The 14,729-nt window shown below is 66.0% G+C and carries 19 protein-coding genes; 16 read left to right on the forward strand and 3 right to left on the reverse strand.

Translation table 11 applies throughout. From position 1 onward, the window contains the following. The first annotated feature begins 14 nt into the window (after positions 1-14). The 12 genes from PU724_RS16420 (at position 15) to PU724_RS16475 (ending at position 9,473) form a co-directional block, all read left to right on the forward strand. Entirely contained in the window at positions 15-896 is an 882-nt protein-coding gene (locus tag PU724_RS16420) for a transporter substrate-binding protein (protein ID WP_426213364.1), read from the forward strand. A gap of 97 nt (positions 897-993) precedes the next feature. After that, positions 994-1,659, forward strand: coding sequence for an amino acid ABC transporter permease (locus PU724_RS16425; protein ID WP_126057930.1), 666 nt, complete (start codon positions 994-996; stop codon positions 1,657-1,659). 1 nt (position 1,660) lies between these two features. Beyond that, positions 1,661-2,311 (forward strand): amino acid ABC transporter permease, encoded by a 651-nt coding sequence (locus tag PU724_RS16430; protein ID WP_127287158.1) that lies wholly within the window; start codon positions 1,661-1,663, stop codon positions 2,309-2,311. Between the two features lie 4 nt (positions 2,312-2,315). Next, the gene (locus PU724_RS16435; RefSeq protein WP_128346799.1) at positions 2,316-3,110 is read left to right on the forward strand and encodes an amino acid ABC transporter ATP-binding protein; all 795 of its coding nucleotides are present in this window, start codon (positions 2,316-2,318) and stop codon (positions 3,108-3,110) included. 92 nt (positions 3,111-3,202) lie between these two features. After that, on the forward strand, positions 3,203-3,664 hold the full coding sequence (locus PU724_RS16440; RefSeq protein WP_127394310.1) for a RidA family protein: 462 nt from the start codon (positions 3,203-3,205) through the stop codon (positions 3,662-3,664). A gap of 42 nt (positions 3,665-3,706) precedes the next feature. Further along, positions 3,707-4,882, forward strand: a complete 1,176-nt coding sequence (locus PU724_RS16445) for an aminotransferase class V-fold PLP-dependent enzyme (protein WP_354420166.1) — start codon at positions 3,707-3,709, stop codon at positions 4,880-4,882. A 110-nt stretch (positions 4,883-4,992) separates the two neighbouring features. Beyond that, positions 4,993-5,949: a metallophosphoesterase family protein gene (locus tag PU724_RS16450; protein WP_354420118.1), complete on the forward strand. Its 957-nt coding sequence runs from the start codon at positions 4,993-4,995 to the stop codon at positions 5,947-5,949. A gap of 18 nt (positions 5,950-5,967) precedes the next feature. Next, complete coding sequence (locus tag PU724_RS16455) at positions 5,968-6,312, forward strand: cupredoxin domain-containing protein (protein ID WP_354420119.1); 345 nt, start codon at positions 5,968-5,970, stop codon at positions 6,310-6,312. A 46-nt stretch (positions 6,313-6,358) separates the two neighbouring features. Continuing rightward, positions 6,359-6,898: a sigma-70 family RNA polymerase sigma factor gene (locus PU724_RS16460; protein WP_354420120.1), complete on the forward strand. Its 540-nt coding sequence runs from the start codon at positions 6,359-6,361 to the stop codon at positions 6,896-6,898. 47 nt (positions 6,899-6,945) lie between these two features. Beyond that, on the forward strand, positions 6,946-7,806 hold the full coding sequence (locus tag PU724_RS16465; protein WP_426213370.1) for an anti-sigma factor family protein: 861 nt from the start codon (positions 6,946-6,948) through the stop codon (positions 7,804-7,806). A 96-nt stretch (positions 7,807-7,902) separates the two neighbouring features. Further along, complete coding sequence (gene purE, locus PU724_RS16470) at positions 7,903-8,400, forward strand: 5-(carboxyamino)imidazole ribonucleotide mutase (RefSeq protein ID WP_128346974.1); 498 nt, start codon at positions 7,903-7,905, stop codon at positions 8,398-8,400. Then, entirely contained in the window at positions 8,397-9,473 is a 1,077-nt protein-coding gene (locus tag PU724_RS16475) for a 5-(carboxyamino)imidazole ribonucleotide synthase (RefSeq protein ID WP_354420122.1), read from the forward strand. Before purE ends, PU724_RS16475 begins: the two co-directional genes overlap by 4 nt. Positions 9,474-9,481: 8 nt before the next feature. On the opposite strand, the gene PU724_RS16480 is transcribed toward PU724_RS16475, so the two are convergent. Continuing rightward, on the reverse strand, positions 9,482-9,904 hold the full coding sequence (locus PU724_RS16480; protein WP_354420123.1) for a lysozyme inhibitor LprI family protein: 423 nt from the start codon (positions 9,902-9,904) through the stop codon (positions 9,482-9,484). 244 nt (positions 9,905-10,148) lie between these two features. Here PU724_RS16480 and ykgO point away from each other — a divergent pair, with 244 nt between their 5' ends. The 4 genes from ykgO to PU724_RS16500 all read left to right on the forward strand — a co-directional run bounded on the left by ykgO (position 10,149) and on the right by PU724_RS16500 (position 12,744). After that, entirely contained in the window at positions 10,149-10,274 is a 126-nt protein-coding gene (gene ykgO, locus PU724_RS16485) for a type B 50S ribosomal protein L36 (protein ID WP_006203764.1), read from the forward strand. A gap of 167 nt (positions 10,275-10,441) precedes the next feature. Beyond that, complete coding sequence (locus tag PU724_RS16490) at positions 10,442-11,038, forward strand: tetratricopeptide repeat protein (protein WP_127393587.1); 597 nt, start codon at positions 10,442-10,444, stop codon at positions 11,036-11,038. Positions 11,039-11,218: 180 nt separating this feature from the next. Further along, the gene (locus PU724_RS16495; RefSeq protein ID WP_127393588.1) at positions 11,219-12,280 is read left to right on the forward strand and encodes an alpha/beta fold hydrolase; all 1,062 of its coding nucleotides are present in this window, start codon (positions 11,219-11,221) and stop codon (positions 12,278-12,280) included. Beyond that, entirely contained in the window at positions 12,280-12,744 is a 465-nt protein-coding gene (locus PU724_RS16500) for a hypothetical protein (RefSeq protein ID WP_135860852.1), read from the forward strand. Before PU724_RS16495 ends, PU724_RS16500 begins: the two co-directional genes overlap by 1 nt. 9 nt (positions 12,745-12,753) lie before the next feature. On the opposite strand, the gene pyk is transcribed toward PU724_RS16500, so the two are convergent. Both pyk and PU724_RS16510 read right to left on the reverse strand, forming a co-directional pair. Then, positions 12,754-14,193, reverse strand: coding sequence for a pyruvate kinase (gene pyk, locus PU724_RS16505; protein WP_127283856.1), 1,440 nt, complete (start codon positions 14,191-14,193; stop codon positions 12,754-12,756). Further along, positions 14,190-14,684 (reverse strand): DUF1036 domain-containing protein, encoded by a 495-nt coding sequence (locus PU724_RS16510; RefSeq protein ID WP_127283857.1) that lies wholly within the window; start codon positions 14,682-14,684, stop codon positions 14,190-14,192. Before PU724_RS16510 ends, pyk begins: the two co-directional genes overlap by 4 nt. Between the last annotated feature and the right edge of the window lie 45 nt (positions 14,685-14,729).

Below are 14,729 nucleotides of genomic sequence, written 5' to 3' on the forward strand. Positions count from 1 at the left end.
GAAAGGAGGTCGCCGTGAACGACACATCCAAAAGACGTGATTTTCTGAAACTGGGAATGGCGGGGCTGGCAACGGCCGGCGTGGTAGCCGCGGCCGCAACGGTCGATGCCAAGAAGGCGGCGGCTCAGGCGGCGCCCGACAGCCTGCTGCGCACCGTGCTCGATCGCGGCAAGCTGATCGTCGGCACCGGCAGCACCAACGCGCCCTGGCACTTCGAGAACGATGCCGGCGAGCTTGTCGGCATGGACATCACCATGGGCCGGATCCTGGCCAAGGGCCTGTTCGACGACCCGACCAAGGTCGAGTTCGTCATGCAGGACCCGGCGCAGCGCATTCCGAACGTGACCACCAACAAGGTCGACATCACCATCCAGTTCATGACCATGACGGCGCAGCGCTCGCAGCTGATCAACTTCTCGCGGCCCTACTACGTCGAAGGCGTCGCTCTGCTGACGCTTCCTTCCGCCGAGAACAAGACCTTCGACAAGCTGCTCGCCGCCGGCTCGGCGACCCGCATTTCCATCCTGCAGAACGTCGATGCCGAGACCTCGGTCCATTTCGCCCTGCCAGATGCTCAGGTAATGCAGATCGACACCCAGGCCAATGTGCTGCAGGCGCTGGAATCCAAGCGCGTCGACGCCGCCGCCGTCGATCTTTCCACGGTGCGCTGGCTCGCCTCGCGCAATCCCGACAAATATTTCGACGCCGGCAAGAGCTGGTACTCGATGCTCTACGGCGCGGCGCTTCGGCAAGGCGATCTCGACTGGCTGACCTACGTCAACCAGACCTTCACCATCGCCATGTTCGGCCACGAAACCGCGCTCTACGACGCGGCGTTTAAGGACTATTTCGGGCTGGAGCCGCCGGTGCGTCATCCGGGCTTCCCGGTCATCTGATGCCGTTCGCAGAAAGGGCGCCTGGCGCGCCCTTCCATTCCCTTCCAGCGCGGCGCGACCTGTTCGCGCCGCGGCGGAAGTCTTGAGGCTGCAGCACATGGGCTACGCGCTCAACTTCAACCTGATCTGGCGCCATTTCGACAAGCTCTGGGGCGGGCTGCTGCTCAGCCTCGAGCTCGCTGTGATCTCGATCGCCATCGGCATCGTCATCGGGCTGGTGCTGGCGGTCTGGTACGTTTCGGCCGGACGCACGGTGCGGGCGATCATCGCCGCCTATGTCGAGTTCATCCGCAACGTGCCGCTGATCCTGCTCGTCTATCTGGTCTTCTACGGCCTGCCGACGGTGATCGACATCGCCTATAGCGCGCCGACCTCGTTCGTGCTCACGCTGTCGGTCTATAGCGGCGCCTATCTGGTCGAGGTGTTCCGCTCTGGTCTCGAGGCCGTGCCCCGCGGCCAGTTGGATGCCGGCAAGGCGATCGGCCTCACCCCCTGGCAACGGCTGCTCCATGTGCGCCTGCCGACGATGCTGCGCATCACGCTGCCGGCGCTCTCCAACACCTTCATCTCGCTGTTCAAGGACACCTCGATCGCCTCGGTCATCTCGGTGCCCGAACTCACCTACGGCGCGCAGTGGATCAACTTCAACACCTTCCGCATCGTCGAAGTCTACCTGGTCACCACGGCGATGTACCTGGTCACCGGCTATGCGCTGCTTTTCGCGCTCAGGCTCGTCGAGCGCCGGTTCAGGGCGGCGCGCTGACATGCTGAGCCAGATCCTCTACGCCGTCCCGTTCCTCGCCCAAGGCTTCGCCATCACCCTGTGGGTGTCGCTGCTGGTCGTGGTGCTTTCGCTCATCGCCGGTGTCCTGTTGGGCGTCGGCCTGGTCTATGGCCCCGCCCCGCTGCGCTGGGCGGTGCGCATCTTCAGCGACACCATCCGTGGCATCCCGATCCTGGTGCTGATGTTCTTCGTCTATTACGGCATGCCGGCGGTCGGGCTTCATCTACAGTCCTTCTGGGCCGCGGTGCTGGCGCTGACGCTGTTCAAGACGGCGCAGGTGGTCGAGTATGTGCGCGGCGCCGTCGGCTCGATCCCCAAGGGCCAGTCCGAAGCAGCGATGGCGATCGGGCTGACCTTTCGCCAGCGGCTGACCTACGTCATCTTTCCGCAGGCCTTCAGGCGCTTCCTGCCGCCCTGGATCAACGGCGTCACCGACGCGGTCAAGGGCAGCGCGCTGGTCTCGCTGCTCGGCATCACCGACTTGATGCAGGCGATCAACCAGGTCATCGGCCGCACCTACGAGGCGATGCCGCTCTATATCCTCGGCGCGCTGGTCTACTTCGCCGTCAATTACGCGCTTTCGCTGGCCAGCCGTCGGCTGGAGCGACGCTTCTCCTTCATTCGGGAATAGCATGATGTCCGACGCCTCAAACGCCCGTCCCGCGCTGCTCGAAGTCCGCGATGTGTCCAAGGCCTTCGGTGCCGTCGCGGTGCTGCGCTCCGTCAGCCTCGAGGTGACGCGCGGCGAGGTGGTGACGGTCATCGGGCCGTCAGGCAGCGGCAAGACCACGCTGCTGCGCTGCGTCAACTTCCTCGAAAGCTACGACAGCGGCTCGATCCGCATCGACGGCAGGGAGGTCGGCTACCGCGACGCCGCAACGCGCCAGCGCCGCAGCGAGCGCGACTTGGCCAGCATGCGCGCCGAGACCGGCATGGTGTTCCAGGGCTTCAACCTGTTCCCGCATCTGACCGCGGCCGGCAACATCATGCTCGGCCTCACCAAGGTGCGGGGCAAGAGCGCGGCAGAGGCACGCTCGATCGCCGAACACTGGCTCGGCCGCGTTGGCCTTGCGCACAAGGCCGACAGCCTGCCGGCCGAGCTGTCCGGCGGCCAGCAGCAGCGCGTCGGCATTGCGCGCGCGGTGGCGATGGAGCCGAAGATCCTGCTTCTCGACGAGATCACCTCGGCGCTCGATCCGGAACTGGTCGGCGAGGTGCTGGCCGTGGTGCGCAGCCTCGCCGAGGACGGCATGACCATGCTGATGGTGACGCATGAAATGGCTTTCGCCCGCGATGCGTCCAGCCGCATCGTCTTCATGGCCGATGGCGGGGTCAGTGCCGTCGGCCCGCCGAAGGAGATCCTGGCGGCGGAGACCACCAACGAGCGCCTCCGCAGCTTTCTGGCGCGGTTCCGCGCCTCGCATTTCTGACATCGGGCGGCGACCCAAGCAACTCCAGGAAAAGTGCAAGCGGTTTTCCGTCCGGAGTTGCGTAGAACAAAGAGAAGCCGCAAGGAGACTACATGACGCCCTATATCCGGCTCGCCGAACTCGGCCTGAAGCTGCCCGAGCCGCCGACGCCCATCGCCAACTTCGTCACCCACGCCGAGAGCGGACGGCTGATCTTCCTCTCCGGCCAGGGGCCGTTGCGCGCCGACGGCACGCTGTGCACCGGCAAGGTGGGCGAGGACGTGACGGTGGAGGAAGCCTATGAGCACGCCCGCCTCACCGGCCTCAACCTGCTTGCCGTCATGCATGCCGCTGCCGGCGACCTCGGCCGCATCGTGCGCGTGGTGAAACTGCTCGGCTTCGTCAACGCCACGCCGACCTTCAGCGACCATCCCAAGGTGGTCAATGGCTGCTCCGATCTTTTCGCCGACGTCTTTGATAAGATCGGCGGCCATGCCCGCTCGGCGATCGGCGTCGGCTCGCTGCCGGGCAACATTACGGTCGAAATCGAGGCGGTGGTCGAAATCGCCGCCTGAGGTCTTTTCAATACGGGATTCCAGAAGATGACGATCTCCAACATGACAATCCGTGAACGTCTCGGCCTGCGCCCGATCATCAACGTCTCCGGCACGATGACGACGCTCGGCGCCTCGATCATCGTTCCGGAAGCGATCGCGGCGATGGCAGAGATCGCCTCGCAATGGGTGGAGATGGACGACCTGCAGCGCGCTGCCAGCACAGTCGTCGCGCGGCTGACGGGCGGCGAGGCCGGATTCATCACCGCCTGCTGCGCCTCAGGCATCACCATGGCGATCGCCGGCGCGATGACCGGCACCAATCTTCTGGCGATCGAGCGGCTGCCCAACGACACGGAAGGGCTGAAGTCGGAGGTCGTCATCCAGCTCGGCCACATCGTCAACTACGGCGCGCCGATCGACCAGTCGATCCGGCTAGCCGGCGCCAGGGTCGTGCCGGCGGGCACCGTCAGCGTCACGCAGGACTATCATGTACGCGAGGCGATCAACGAGCGCACAGCGGCCGCCCTCTACGTCGTCGCCCACCACACGGTGCAGTACGGCATGCTGTCGCTGGAGGAGTTCTGCGAGATCTGCCATGCCAAGGGCGTGCCGGTGATCGTCGACGCCGCCTCGGAATATGATCTGCGCAGCTTCCTCGCGCGCGGCGCCGACATCGTCGTCTACAGCGGCCACAAATTCCTCTCCGGCCCGACCAGCGGCATCGTCACCGGCCGCAAGGACCTGGTGCGCGCCGCCTATCTGCAGAACCGTGGCGTGGCGCGCGCCATGAAGGTCGGCAAGGAAAGCATCGCCGGCACGATGGCCGCGCTGGAAGCCTGGGAGAAGCGCGACCATGCCGGCATCCGCAAGCGCGAGGAAGCGGCGCTCCACCTGTGGAAGGACGCGCTGCATGGCCTGCCCGGCATCGTCGCGCGCATCATCCCCGATCCGACCGCCAATCCGCTCGACCGCCTGCAGATATTCGTCGCGCCCGAAAGCCGCTTCACCGCCGCCGGCCTCGCCTCGGCGCTGGCCGCCGGCTCGCCGCCGATCATCGTGCGCAACCATGAGGTCGAGCGCGGCCATTTCTTCCTCGATCCCTGCAATCTCCATCCCGGCGAGGCCGAGATCGTCGCCGAGCGCCTGCGCGCCGTGCTGACCGCCAAGGACCGGCCGGCGGACGCAATGAAGGTGGCGCGCAAGGATTCGGCCGGTGCCTTGCGCTGGCCGGACTAGCATTCGCGATCACGACAGTGTGAACGGCCGGGTTTTCGCCGGGCGGGAATAAACCGCCGGCATGATGGGTCTCCTCGACATACGCCGCTTCGGGCGTTGAGGAGACCGACATGACCCATCACCACGATGACGACGGCGGCGACGGCATCAGTCGCCGCCATGCGCTGGAATGCATGATCTGGGCCGGCACCGGCGTTCTGTGGACGATTTCGGGCGGCGTGCCCATATCGCTCAACCTGCTCGGGGCTGCTCAAGCCGCCGAGGCCATGGCCACCGGCTTCACCTTCCTGCAGATCTCCGACAGCCATATCGGCTTCGACAAGGCGGCCAATCCTCATGCCATCGACACGCTGAAGGAAGCGATGGGCAAGATCCAGGCGTTGCCGCAAAAGCCCGCCTTCCTGATCCACACCGGCGACATCACCCATCTTTCCAAGCCGGCGCAGTTCGACAATGCCGCCCAGATCATCGGCGGCGCCGGCTTCGACGTGCACTACGTCCCGGGTGAGCATGACCTGATCGACGAGGGCAACGGCCAGGCCTATCTCGAACGCTACGGCAAGGGCACGAAAGGTGCCGGCTGGTACTCGTTCGACCAGAACGGCGTGCATTTCGTGGCCCTCGTCAATGTCGTCAACTTGAAAGCCGGGGGGCTCGGCAACCTCGGTGCCGAGCAACTCGGCTGGCTGGCGGACGATTTGAAGGCCGTCAGCGCCTCGACGCCGGTCGTCGTCTTCGCCCATATTCCGCTGTGGGCGGTCTATCCAGAATGGGGCTGGGGCACCGACGACGCGGCGCAAGCACTCGGCCTGCTCAAGCGCTTCGGCTCGGTCACCGTGCTCAACGGCCACATCCATCAGATCATGCAGAAGGTGGAAGGCAACGTCACCTTCCACACCGCGCGCTCGACCGCTTTTCCGCAGCCAGCGCCCGGCACCGCTGCCTCGCCCGGACCGATGACGGTGCCGGCCGGCCAGTTGCGCAGCCTGCTCGGCACCAGCCGGGTCATGGTCAAGCAAGGCGGCCAGGACCTCGCCATCATCGATTCGACACTGGCCAACGCCTGAACGGCAAAGGAACCCACCATGATCTGCATACGCCTTCCGGCCCGGCACATGGCCGCGATGCTGACCGCCTTCGCCCTGACCACGGCGACCTCCCAGCCGCTCAGCGCGGCGGACGCGCCGATGGTCAAGATCGAGAACTTCGCCTTCACGCCGCCGGTGCTGACGATCAAGCCCGGCACCACTGTGACCTTCCGCAACGACGACGACATCCCACATCTGGTCGTCGCCAACGATTCCTCCTTCCGTTCCAAGGCGCTTGACACCGGTGACACATATGAATTCACCTTCACCAAAGCAGGCGATTTTGCCTATTTCTGCGGGCTTCACCCGCACATGCAGGGCAGGATCACCGTCGCTCCCTGAAGGCGCGCGGCGGACCCAGCCCGGGGTGCCGGACAATGGTGCGGTGTTGAGCGAAAAGGCCCTGGCCGAGCGCTTCGGCGCGGTGGTGCTGCCCCATCTCGGCGACGCGCTTGCGCTCGCCCGCTGGCTGACCGGCAACGCCGCCGACGCCGAAGATGTGGTGCAGGAAGCCTGCCTCAAGGCGCATGCCGGCATTGCCGGCTATGCCGGCGGCAACGCCCGCGCCTGGCTGCTGACCATCGTGCGCAACACCGCCTACAGCTGGATGTCGCGCAACCGGCCGCGCGGCACGATCGCCGTCGGCGACCTCGGCGATCTCGACGAGATGGCGGCGGCGCATGGCGCCGGCCTGCCGGATGACAATGGTCTCGAGGCGAGCCTCATCGCCAAGGCCGATACGGCGGCACTTGGGGCGGCGATAGCGGCACTGCCGCGGCCGTTCCGCGAGACGCTGGTGCTGCGCGACATCAACGGCCTGAGCTACCGCGAGATAGCGGCCATGCTCGGCGTGCCGATCGGCACCGTGATGTCGCGGCTGGCGCGCGCCCGCGGCCTGCTTGTGTCTGAACTGGGGAGAGCGCCATGACCGGACATGACGACGGACTGCCCAACGATCCGGAAGGTATCAGACTTATGATCCATGCCCTTGTGGATGGCGAACTTGATGCGGCAGCGGCGTTGGCCGTGGAGCGGCGCATCGCCGCCGACCCGGCGCTTGCCGCCGAGCATGCCCGCATCGTCGCGTTGCAAGCGGCGGTCAGCCGCTTGCCGCGTCCCGATGTCAGCGATGCCTTTCGGGCCCGCATCGCGGCGATCGGCATGGCGGGCATCGAACAGCAGGTGCCCGCCGAGGCGGCAGAGCCGCAGCGGGGTGCGTCGCCGGCGCTACCAAGATTGATTGCGGGCGCTGGCGGAGGCCAGAGGCGAGAAACCGGGACGCGTCCCTCCCAGACGCGGCCATCGTCAAAGACACGCCTTTTTGGCTCGTTCGATTGGCGGGCGCTGGCGGCGTCGATTGTGATCAGCGCGGTGCTGGCCAGCGGCGCAACGCAATGGCTGATGTTCAACGGCGCGTCCGACAGCTTTGCCGCGGCGGTCGCCAGCGGCCATCGCCGCAGCCTGCTCGCCGCCAGCCCGATCGACATCGTTTCGTCCGACCGCCACACCGTGAAGCCGTGGCTCGACGCCCGCATCGGCGTGTCGCCCCCGGCGCCCGACCTCGCGCAGGACGGCTATGCGCTGATCGGCGGCCGGGTCGAAGTGATCGCCGATCGGCCCGTGCCGGCATTGGTCTATCGCCATCGCGAACACCTGATCACGCTGGTCGCCGAGCCGCGGCAGGGTGGCAATGCCAGCCAGCCCGAAGACCTATCGTCCGGCGGCTTCTCGCTGGTCCACTGGAGCGACGGGGCCTTCTCCTACTGGGCGATCTCGGACATGGAGCGGCCCGAACTCGAGGACTTCGTCGCCCGCTTCCGCAAGGCGGCGGTGTAAGCCGATTTATGGCCGCCGGCCTCGCGATGCCGGCGCGTCCTTGCCGTTGCCGGCGAATTCCGCTAAGGCGCGCCTTTGCCGCCGGGAGCGAAAACTTTGACCGATCAGCGTGCCGACGTCGCCATCATCATGGGCAGCCAGTCCGACTGGGCGACGATGCGCCACGCCGCCGAGACGCTGGAGGCGCTGGGCATCCCGCACAAGCGGCTGATCGTCTCCGCCCACCGCACGCCCGACCGGCTCTATGATTTCGCCAAGGGCGCCAAGGCGGCCGGCTACAAGGTGATCATCGCCGGCGCCGGCGGCGCCGCGCACCTGCCCGGCATGACGGCGGCGATGACGCCGCTTCCCGTCTTCGGCGTGCCGGTGGAATCGAAGGCGCTGTCCGGCCAGGATTCGCTGCTCTCCATCGTCCAGATGCCGGCCGGCATTCCGGTCGGCACGCTCGCCATCGGCAAGGCGGGTGCCGCCAATGCCGCTCTTCTCGCCGCCGCCGTGCTGGCGCTGAACGACGACCGGCTGGCCGCCCGGTTGGACGCGTGGCGCGCCGCCCAGACCGCCAAGGTTGCCGCCGAACCGACGGACGCGCCATGAGCCTGCCTGCGGGATCGACCATCGGCATCATCGGCGGCGGTCAGCTCGGCCGCATGCTGGCGATGGCCGCGGCCCGTCTCGGCTATCGCGCCGTGGTGCTCGAACCGCAGGCCGATTGCCCGGCGGCCCAGGTCGCCAACCGTCAGATAACAGCCGCCTATGACGATGCAGCGGCCCTCGCCGAACTCGCCGCGGCCAGCGCCGTCGTCACCTACGAATTCGAGAACGTGCCGGTGGCCGCCGCCAGCACGCTGGCCGCCAAGGTGCCGGTCTACCCGCCGGCTCGCGCCCTCGAAGTGGCGCAGGACCGGCTGGCCGAGAAGAAGTTTCTCAACGGCGTCGGCATTTCGACCGCCGATTTCCGCGCGATCGACAACGATGCCGAACTGACTTCCGCGCTGAAGGAATTCGGCGGCAGCGGCATCCTGAAGACCCGGCGCCTGGGCTATGACGGCAAGGGCCAGCGCGTCTTCCGCAACATGGACACCGGCGGCTTTTCCGGCACCTGCGAGGCGATGGGCAATGTGCCGCTGATCCTCGAATCCTTCGTCGCCTTCGAGCGCGAGATATCGGTGATCGCCGCGCGCGGCCTTGACGGCAGCATCGCCGCCTACGATCCGGCCGAGAATGTCCATCGCGACGGCATCCTGCACACTTCGACCCTTCCGGCCGGGATCAGCCATGAAACGGCGGCCGCCGCGCAGGCCGCGGTGGCAAAGGTGCTGGCGGCGCTCGACTATGTCGGCGTCATCGGCGTCGAGTTCTTCGTGCTCGCCGACGGCTCGCTGCTCGCGAACGAGATGGCGCCGCGCGTCCACAATTCCGGCCACTGGACGGAGGCCGCCGCGACGGTCTCGCAGTTCGAGCAGCATATCCGCGCCGTTGCCGGCCTGCCGCTGGGCACGCCCGGCCGTCACTCGGACTGCGTCATGGAAAACCTGATCGGCGACGACGTCAGCCGCGTTCCGGCCTTGCTCGCCGAGCCCGACCTGATGTTGCATCTCTACGGCAAGGCCGAGGCGCGCGCCGGCCGCAAGATGGGCCATTTCACCCGGATCAGCCGTCGAAGCTGAGCACCGGCTTACTGCATGTCCTGGTCTTCGTCCTCGTCCGGGCTGGCGCAGGTCGCGTCGCCTTCCTGGCAGTTGCGGCCGGACGTGAGCCGCTTGACGCGCTCATTGGTCAGCTCCGTCAGGCATTGCGAGACCTCCATCGGGTAGATGGAGCCGCCCTCGCTGTCCGCGGCGGAATAGGCGCATTCCGCGTCGCGGAACGTGATCCAGGCGCGCTGCGCCGCCTGCAGCAATTTGTTGGATTTCTCGTCGCCATCGCCGACAAGACCCTTGTAGGTTGCATTGAGCTTGGCGTCGGCCGCCTGGTAGTCGGCATCGGCGCAGATATTCATCATCTGCTGGCTGTCGTCGCCTCGGTCGCATTCCTGCGCCCGCGCGACCGGGGCCGCCGCCAGCACGGCAAGACAGGTGGACAGAACCGTCAGGCGCATGTGCGTCTCCAAATCATCTTGCGAGGCGACGGCACCATTCCAGCCCGACCCCGGCTGCGCAATGCCACGCAGCGGAGATGGCGAACATTTGATTGCCCGCGATTTCAGCCGGCCATAAAGCACGCTTGCGGTTGACACGGGCAAGGCTCCTCGTTTATGAGCCACGCAAGTTCAGAGGCGCGCTTTTTCGGGCGCGCCTTTAAAATTCGGCCCGGCAGCGGGCCCCGACCGAACAGGCAAGACCATGAAGATCAAGAATTCGCTCAAGGCGCTGAAGGCGCGTCACCGCGACAACCAGCTGGTTCGTCGCAAGGGTCGCATCTACATCATCAACAAGACCGCCCCGCGTTACAAGGCGCGCCAGGGCTGAGCCTTGCGCGCGGCTTAGTGCATGTCGCCCAAAGGTGCCAAGCGGTTTTGGGACAAGGACATGCACATAGAGACCACGCCGCGCGTCTATGATGGTATTGCCGGCTTGCCGGCCCCTTCACGCTAAAATCACTTTGCCGATCCGCCGTCCGGGATTAGATTCCGGCGATGCGGATTCGTTTTGCATTCCTCGCGACCCTTTGCCTGTCCGGCGCTGTCCTGCCGGCCGCTTTGGCGCCCGCTTGGGCGAATGATCCGGCCGCGCCGCCTGTGGCTGTGACCAAGCAAGCCCGCCTCGACCAGTTGTTCACCGATCTGAAGCGCGAGCGCAATGAAAAGGCCGCCGAGCGCATTGCCCAGCGCATCTGGAGCGAATGGTCGCAATCCGGCAGCGCCTCGATCGACCTGATGATGCAATGGTCGCAAAAGGCGATGGAAGACCAGAAATACGACGTCGCGCTCGATTTCCTCGACCAGGTGGTGACCTTGCAGCCGACCTATGCCGAAGGCTGGAACCGGCGCGCCACGCTGCATTTCATGATGAAGAACTACGGCAAGTCGATGTCCGACATCGACCACACGCTGCATCTCGAGCCGCGCCATTTCGGCGCCCTGTCCGGCCTGGCGCAGATCATGGCCGAAACCGGCCACAAGCAGTCGGCGCTGGAAGCCTGGCAGAAGGTGCTCGCCATCTACCCGATGATGCGCAGCGCCCAGGACCAGGTCGGCACGCTGTCGGAAGAGCTTGCCGGCGAAGGCATCTGATAAGGGAGTAGGGGAGTAGGGGAGTAGGGGAATAGGGGAGTAAGGCAGTAGGCAGTGCTTCATGGAACACACTCCCCTATTCCCCTATTCCCCTATTCCCCTATTCCCCTATTCCCCTACTCCCCTACTCCCCTACTCCCCTACCAAAACTAATTTCTCTCCGGCTCGTATTTCCTCCGCATGAACCTCATCTACGCTGCGTTTGCCTTCTTCCTCGCGCTCGTCCTTGCCTTTGTCGGCGTCACCCGCGCCGGTGCCTGGCTGATCGAGCGCCGCAACCTGCCGGTCGGCGACTTCGCCGACATCGGCGGCGCGCGCATCCATTATGTCCATGTTCCGGCGCCGGCCAATGCGGAGCTGCCGCCGATCGTCTTCATCCACGGCGCCAGCGCCAATCTCAAGGATCAGATGCTGCCGCTGCGGCCGCTGCTCGAAGGCCGGGCCGAGATGCTGTTTCTAGACCGGCCCGGCTTTGGCTGGTCGGAGCGCGGCGACAACGAGACCTTGCCGGCGCAGGCCGACACCATCGCCGCGCTGATGGATCAGCTTGGCATGAAAAAGGCGATCGTCGTCGGCCACTCCTTCGGCGGCGCGGTCGCCACCGCCTTTGCCCGCAAGCATCCGGACAAGACGCTGGGCCTCGTCTTCCTGTCGCCCGCCAGCCATCCCTGGCCGGGCGGGGCGACGGCCTGGTACTACAATCTGACGGCCATTCCGCTGATCGGCCCGCTGTTTTCCGAGACGCTAGCCTATCCGGCCGGAGCGCTGCGCATCGATGCCGCCACGGCCTGCGTCTTTTCTCCCAACAAGGCGCCGGACGGCTACGTCGCCGCCGCCTCGATTCCCCTGGTGCTGCGGCCAGGCGCCTTTCGCGCCAACGCCGCCGATGTGGCTGGGCTCTACAGCTACGCGCTCGACGCTTCGCCGCACTACCATGACATAAAGGCGCCGACCGTCATCATTTCCGGTGACCACGACAAGGTGGTCTACGCCACCATCCATTCGACCGGCCTTGCCCGCGATATCCCCGGCGCCGAGCTGGTCTGGGTACACAATCTCGGCCACAAACCCGACTGGATCGCGCCGGATCTCGTCGTCGGCGCCATCGAGAAGACCGCCGGCAAGAGCATCGACCTGCAGGCGATGGCGAGGAGGGTCGAGGCGCGGCTTGCCGACGATGCCTACAACCAGGGACAATGTCCCGACATCACGGTGCCCGACGCCGAGCTGGCGCCGACCTGATGTATGTCCTGAAGCACGGCATCAAGAAAAACCCCGAAAAATTCTGGGCACTGCCGGACCGCATTTTCTTTGGCTACGGCGCCTGCCACATCCTTGCGGGCACTTTCCTCGGTCATCCTCCCAAGGGCGGATTTTACGGCGAGCGGATCATTCCGGGCGAAGGCTTTTCGGGAAACCACATCTATGTGACGAACGGCGTGATCGCCTTCGACTACCATGGCTATTCCCGGCGCGAGCGGCTTCTGGTGCACCACAAAAGAGGATGGGCCGCGCACAGCGCCGGTTGGCACTGCGCGCTCGAAAGGGTCGACTTCGATCTGCTCGACACCGCCGAACTCAACCGGCGCAAGATGCGCGGGCCGGATCAGTATCTGCATGATCCCATCCCTCGCGCGCGCCACTTCCTGCGGCGTGTCGATCACGCCGAAGGTGCGGCAAGAGCGCTCGGAACTGCAGCGGACTAAGCCCAGGAGCTAGGTGCGGCTGGCCTGCGTCTCCGACCCGACATAGGCGATGCGCAGCATGTTGGTCGAGCCCGGCGTCCTCAGCGGCACGCCCGCGGTGATGATGACGCGGTCGCCCGGCTTGCCGAAGCCCTCGTCGATCGCGATGCGGCAGGCGCGGTCGACCATGTCGTCGAGGTCGACGGCATCGGGCGACACCACGCAATGCGTGCCCCACAAAAGCGACAGCCGCCGCGCCGTGTTGAGGATCGGCGACAGCGCCACGATCGGCACTTGCGGTCGCTCGCGCGCGGCGCGCAGGCCGGTCGTGCCGGAGGCCGTATAGGTGACGATCGCCGACAGTTTCAGCGTTTCGGCGATTTCGCGAGCGGCGAGCGATATCGCATCGGCGCCCGTCGCTTCCGGTTCTGAGCGCTGCGCGTTGATGATGCCGGCATAGGTCGGGTCGGTTTCGACCTTGGTGGCGATGCGGTTCATCATCGCCACGGCCTCGACCGGATAGGCGCCGGCCGCGGATTCGGCCGAAAGCATGATGGCGTCGGCGCCCTCGAACACGGCGATCGACACGTCAGACACCTCGGCGCGGGTCGGCACCGGCGCGGTGATCATCGATTCCAGCATCTGCGTTGCGATCACCACCGGCTTCCCGGCGCGGCGCGCCGCACGCGTGATCTGCTTCTGGATGCCGGGCACCGCCTCGAGCGGCATCTCGACGCCAAGGTCGCCGCGCGCGACCATCAGCGCGTCCGACAGTTCGATGATCTCCGCTAGGCGGGTAACCGCCTGCGGCTTCTCGATCTTGGCCATGATCAGCGCCCGGCCGCGCGCGATCTTGCGCGCTTCGGCGAGATCTTCCGGCCGCTGCACGAAGGACAGCGCCACCCAGTCGACGCTTGCCGCGAGCACCGCGTCGAGATCGGCGCGGTCCTTCTCGGTCAGCGCGCCGACCGGCAGGTCGGTGTCGGGCAGGCTGACGCCCTTCTTGTCGGAAATCGTGGTGCCGGCGACGACGGTGCAGGTGATCGACTTGCCGTCGCTCTTCACCGCCCTGAGCTCCAGCTTGCCGTCGTCGATCAAAAGACGATGGCCGGCCTCGACCGAACTCAGGATTTCCGGATGCGGCAGATAGACCCTGCTCGACGTGCCCGGCTCCGGATTGTTGTCGAGCGTGAAGGTCTGGCCGACGCTGAGCGTCTCCTTGCCATTGGCGAACTTGCCGACCCTGAGCTTCGGCCCTTGCAGGTCGGCGAGAATGCCGATCGGACGGCCGACCGTTTCCTCGACCGCGCGGATGCGCCCGACCAGCGTGCGCATCAAATCGTGGTCGGTATGGCTCATATTGATGCGGAAGACATCGGCGCCGGCTTCGAAAAGCTTTTTCAGCATCTCCTCCGACGAGGAAGCCGGACCGATGGTGGCGAGGATCTTGACCTTACGGTTACGTCTCATTGACTGTTTGTTCCCGGGGCGGGGGCCGCTGGTGCGCCTCCCGTTGCGGGCTCGTCGGTCAGCTGGACCATCCAGCTTGCCTGCTCGCCCGTGTCATATTCCTGAAATCCGGCGCGTTGGAAGCCCCGGGCGACGCAATCGGTTACGCCGGCGATCTTGAACTCTTTTTCGGCCACGCACATGTTGATCGGGCCGTCCCAGCGCCCGCCGCGCTCGGCGTCTTCTGCATAAAGATAGTAAAACCTTGATGACAGCGGACCCTCGATCAGCGTCTTGCAGCTCGACCCTTCGATGTGCCACCAGCCCTCGGTGATCCAGCCGGCCTTGGCGCGGTAGCCGATGCCGACGCCGACCAGGTTCTGAGTGGCGTTGCAGACGCGGAAATCGGCCCGGGCGGGGGACGCCGCGACCATGGCTGTGAGCCCGGTGGCGACGGTCAGGATCGGCAAGGCGAAGGCGCGGCGCATGCGCGGCCTGCCGGCGGAACCCATCCTGAAACCCCTCAAGAACGACATCTGCATCTCTCGACGCCCCTT

Origin of the sequence: Mesorhizobium abyssinicae (assembly GCF_049887195.1) — a bacterium.
GTDB classification, from domain to species: Bacteria; Pseudomonadota; Alphaproteobacteria; order Rhizobiales; family Rhizobiaceae; genus Mesorhizobium; species Mesorhizobium abyssinicae.

What these genes read in the sequence shown, in the direction of transcription:
- PU724_RS16495 (WP_127393588.1), top strand. Translation starts at nt 11,219, where the DNA reads ATGAACCTCATCTACGCTGCGTTTGCCTTCTTCCTCGCGCTCGTCCTT.
- PU724_RS16455 (WP_354420119.1), top strand. Translation starts at nt 5,968, where the DNA reads ATGATCTGCATACGCCTTCCGGCCCGGCACATGGCCGCGATGCTGACC.
- PU724_RS16510 (WP_127283857.1), bottom strand. Translation starts at nt 14,684, where the DNA reads ATGGGTTCCGCCGGCAGGCCGCGCATGCGCCGCGCCTTCGCCTTGCCG.
- PU724_RS16445 (WP_354420166.1), top strand. Translation starts at nt 3,707, where the DNA reads ATGACAATCCGTGAACGTCTCGGCCTGCGCCCGATCATCAACGTCTCC.
- PU724_RS16440 (WP_127394310.1), top strand. Translation starts at nt 3,203, where the DNA reads ATGACGCCCTATATCCGGCTCGCCGAACTCGGCCTGAAGCTGCCCGAG.
- PU724_RS16425 (WP_126057930.1), top strand. Translation starts at nt 994, where the DNA reads ATGGGCTACGCGCTCAACTTCAACCTGATCTGGCGCCATTTCGACAAG.
- pyk (WP_127283856.1), bottom strand. Translation starts at nt 14,193, where the DNA reads ATGAGACGTAACCGTAAGGTCAAGATCCTCGCCACCATCGGTCCGGCT.
- PU724_RS16475 (WP_354420122.1), top strand. Translation starts at nt 8,397, where the DNA reads ATGAGCCTGCCTGCGGGATCGACCATCGGCATCATCGGCGGCGGTCAG.
- PU724_RS16435 (WP_128346799.1), top strand. Translation starts at nt 2,316, where the DNA reads ATGTCCGACGCCTCAAACGCCCGTCCCGCGCTGCTCGAAGTCCGCGAT.
- PU724_RS16450 (WP_354420118.1), top strand. Translation starts at nt 4,993, where the DNA reads ATGACCCATCACCACGATGACGACGGCGGCGACGGCATCAGTCGCCGC.
- PU724_RS16500 (WP_135860852.1), top strand. Translation starts at nt 12,280, where the DNA reads ATGTATGTCCTGAAGCACGGCATCAAGAAAAACCCCGAAAAATTCTGG.
- PU724_RS16465 (WP_426213370.1), top strand. Translation starts at nt 6,946, where the DNA reads ATGATCCATGCCCTTGTGGATGGCGAACTTGATGCGGCAGCGGCGTTG.
- ykgO (WP_006203764.1), top strand. Translation starts at nt 10,149, where the DNA reads ATGAAGATCAAGAATTCGCTCAAGGCGCTGAAGGCGCGTCACCGCGAC.
- PU724_RS16490 (WP_127393587.1), top strand. Translation starts at nt 10,442, where the DNA reads ATGCGGATTCGTTTTGCATTCCTCGCGACCCTTTGCCTGTCCGGCGCT.
- PU724_RS16480 (WP_354420123.1), bottom strand. Translation starts at nt 9,904, where the DNA reads ATGCGCCTGACGGTTCTGTCCACCTGTCTTGCCGTGCTGGCGGCGGCC.
- PU724_RS16430 (WP_127287158.1), top strand. Translation starts at nt 1,661, where the DNA reads ATGCTGAGCCAGATCCTCTACGCCGTCCCGTTCCTCGCCCAAGGCTTC.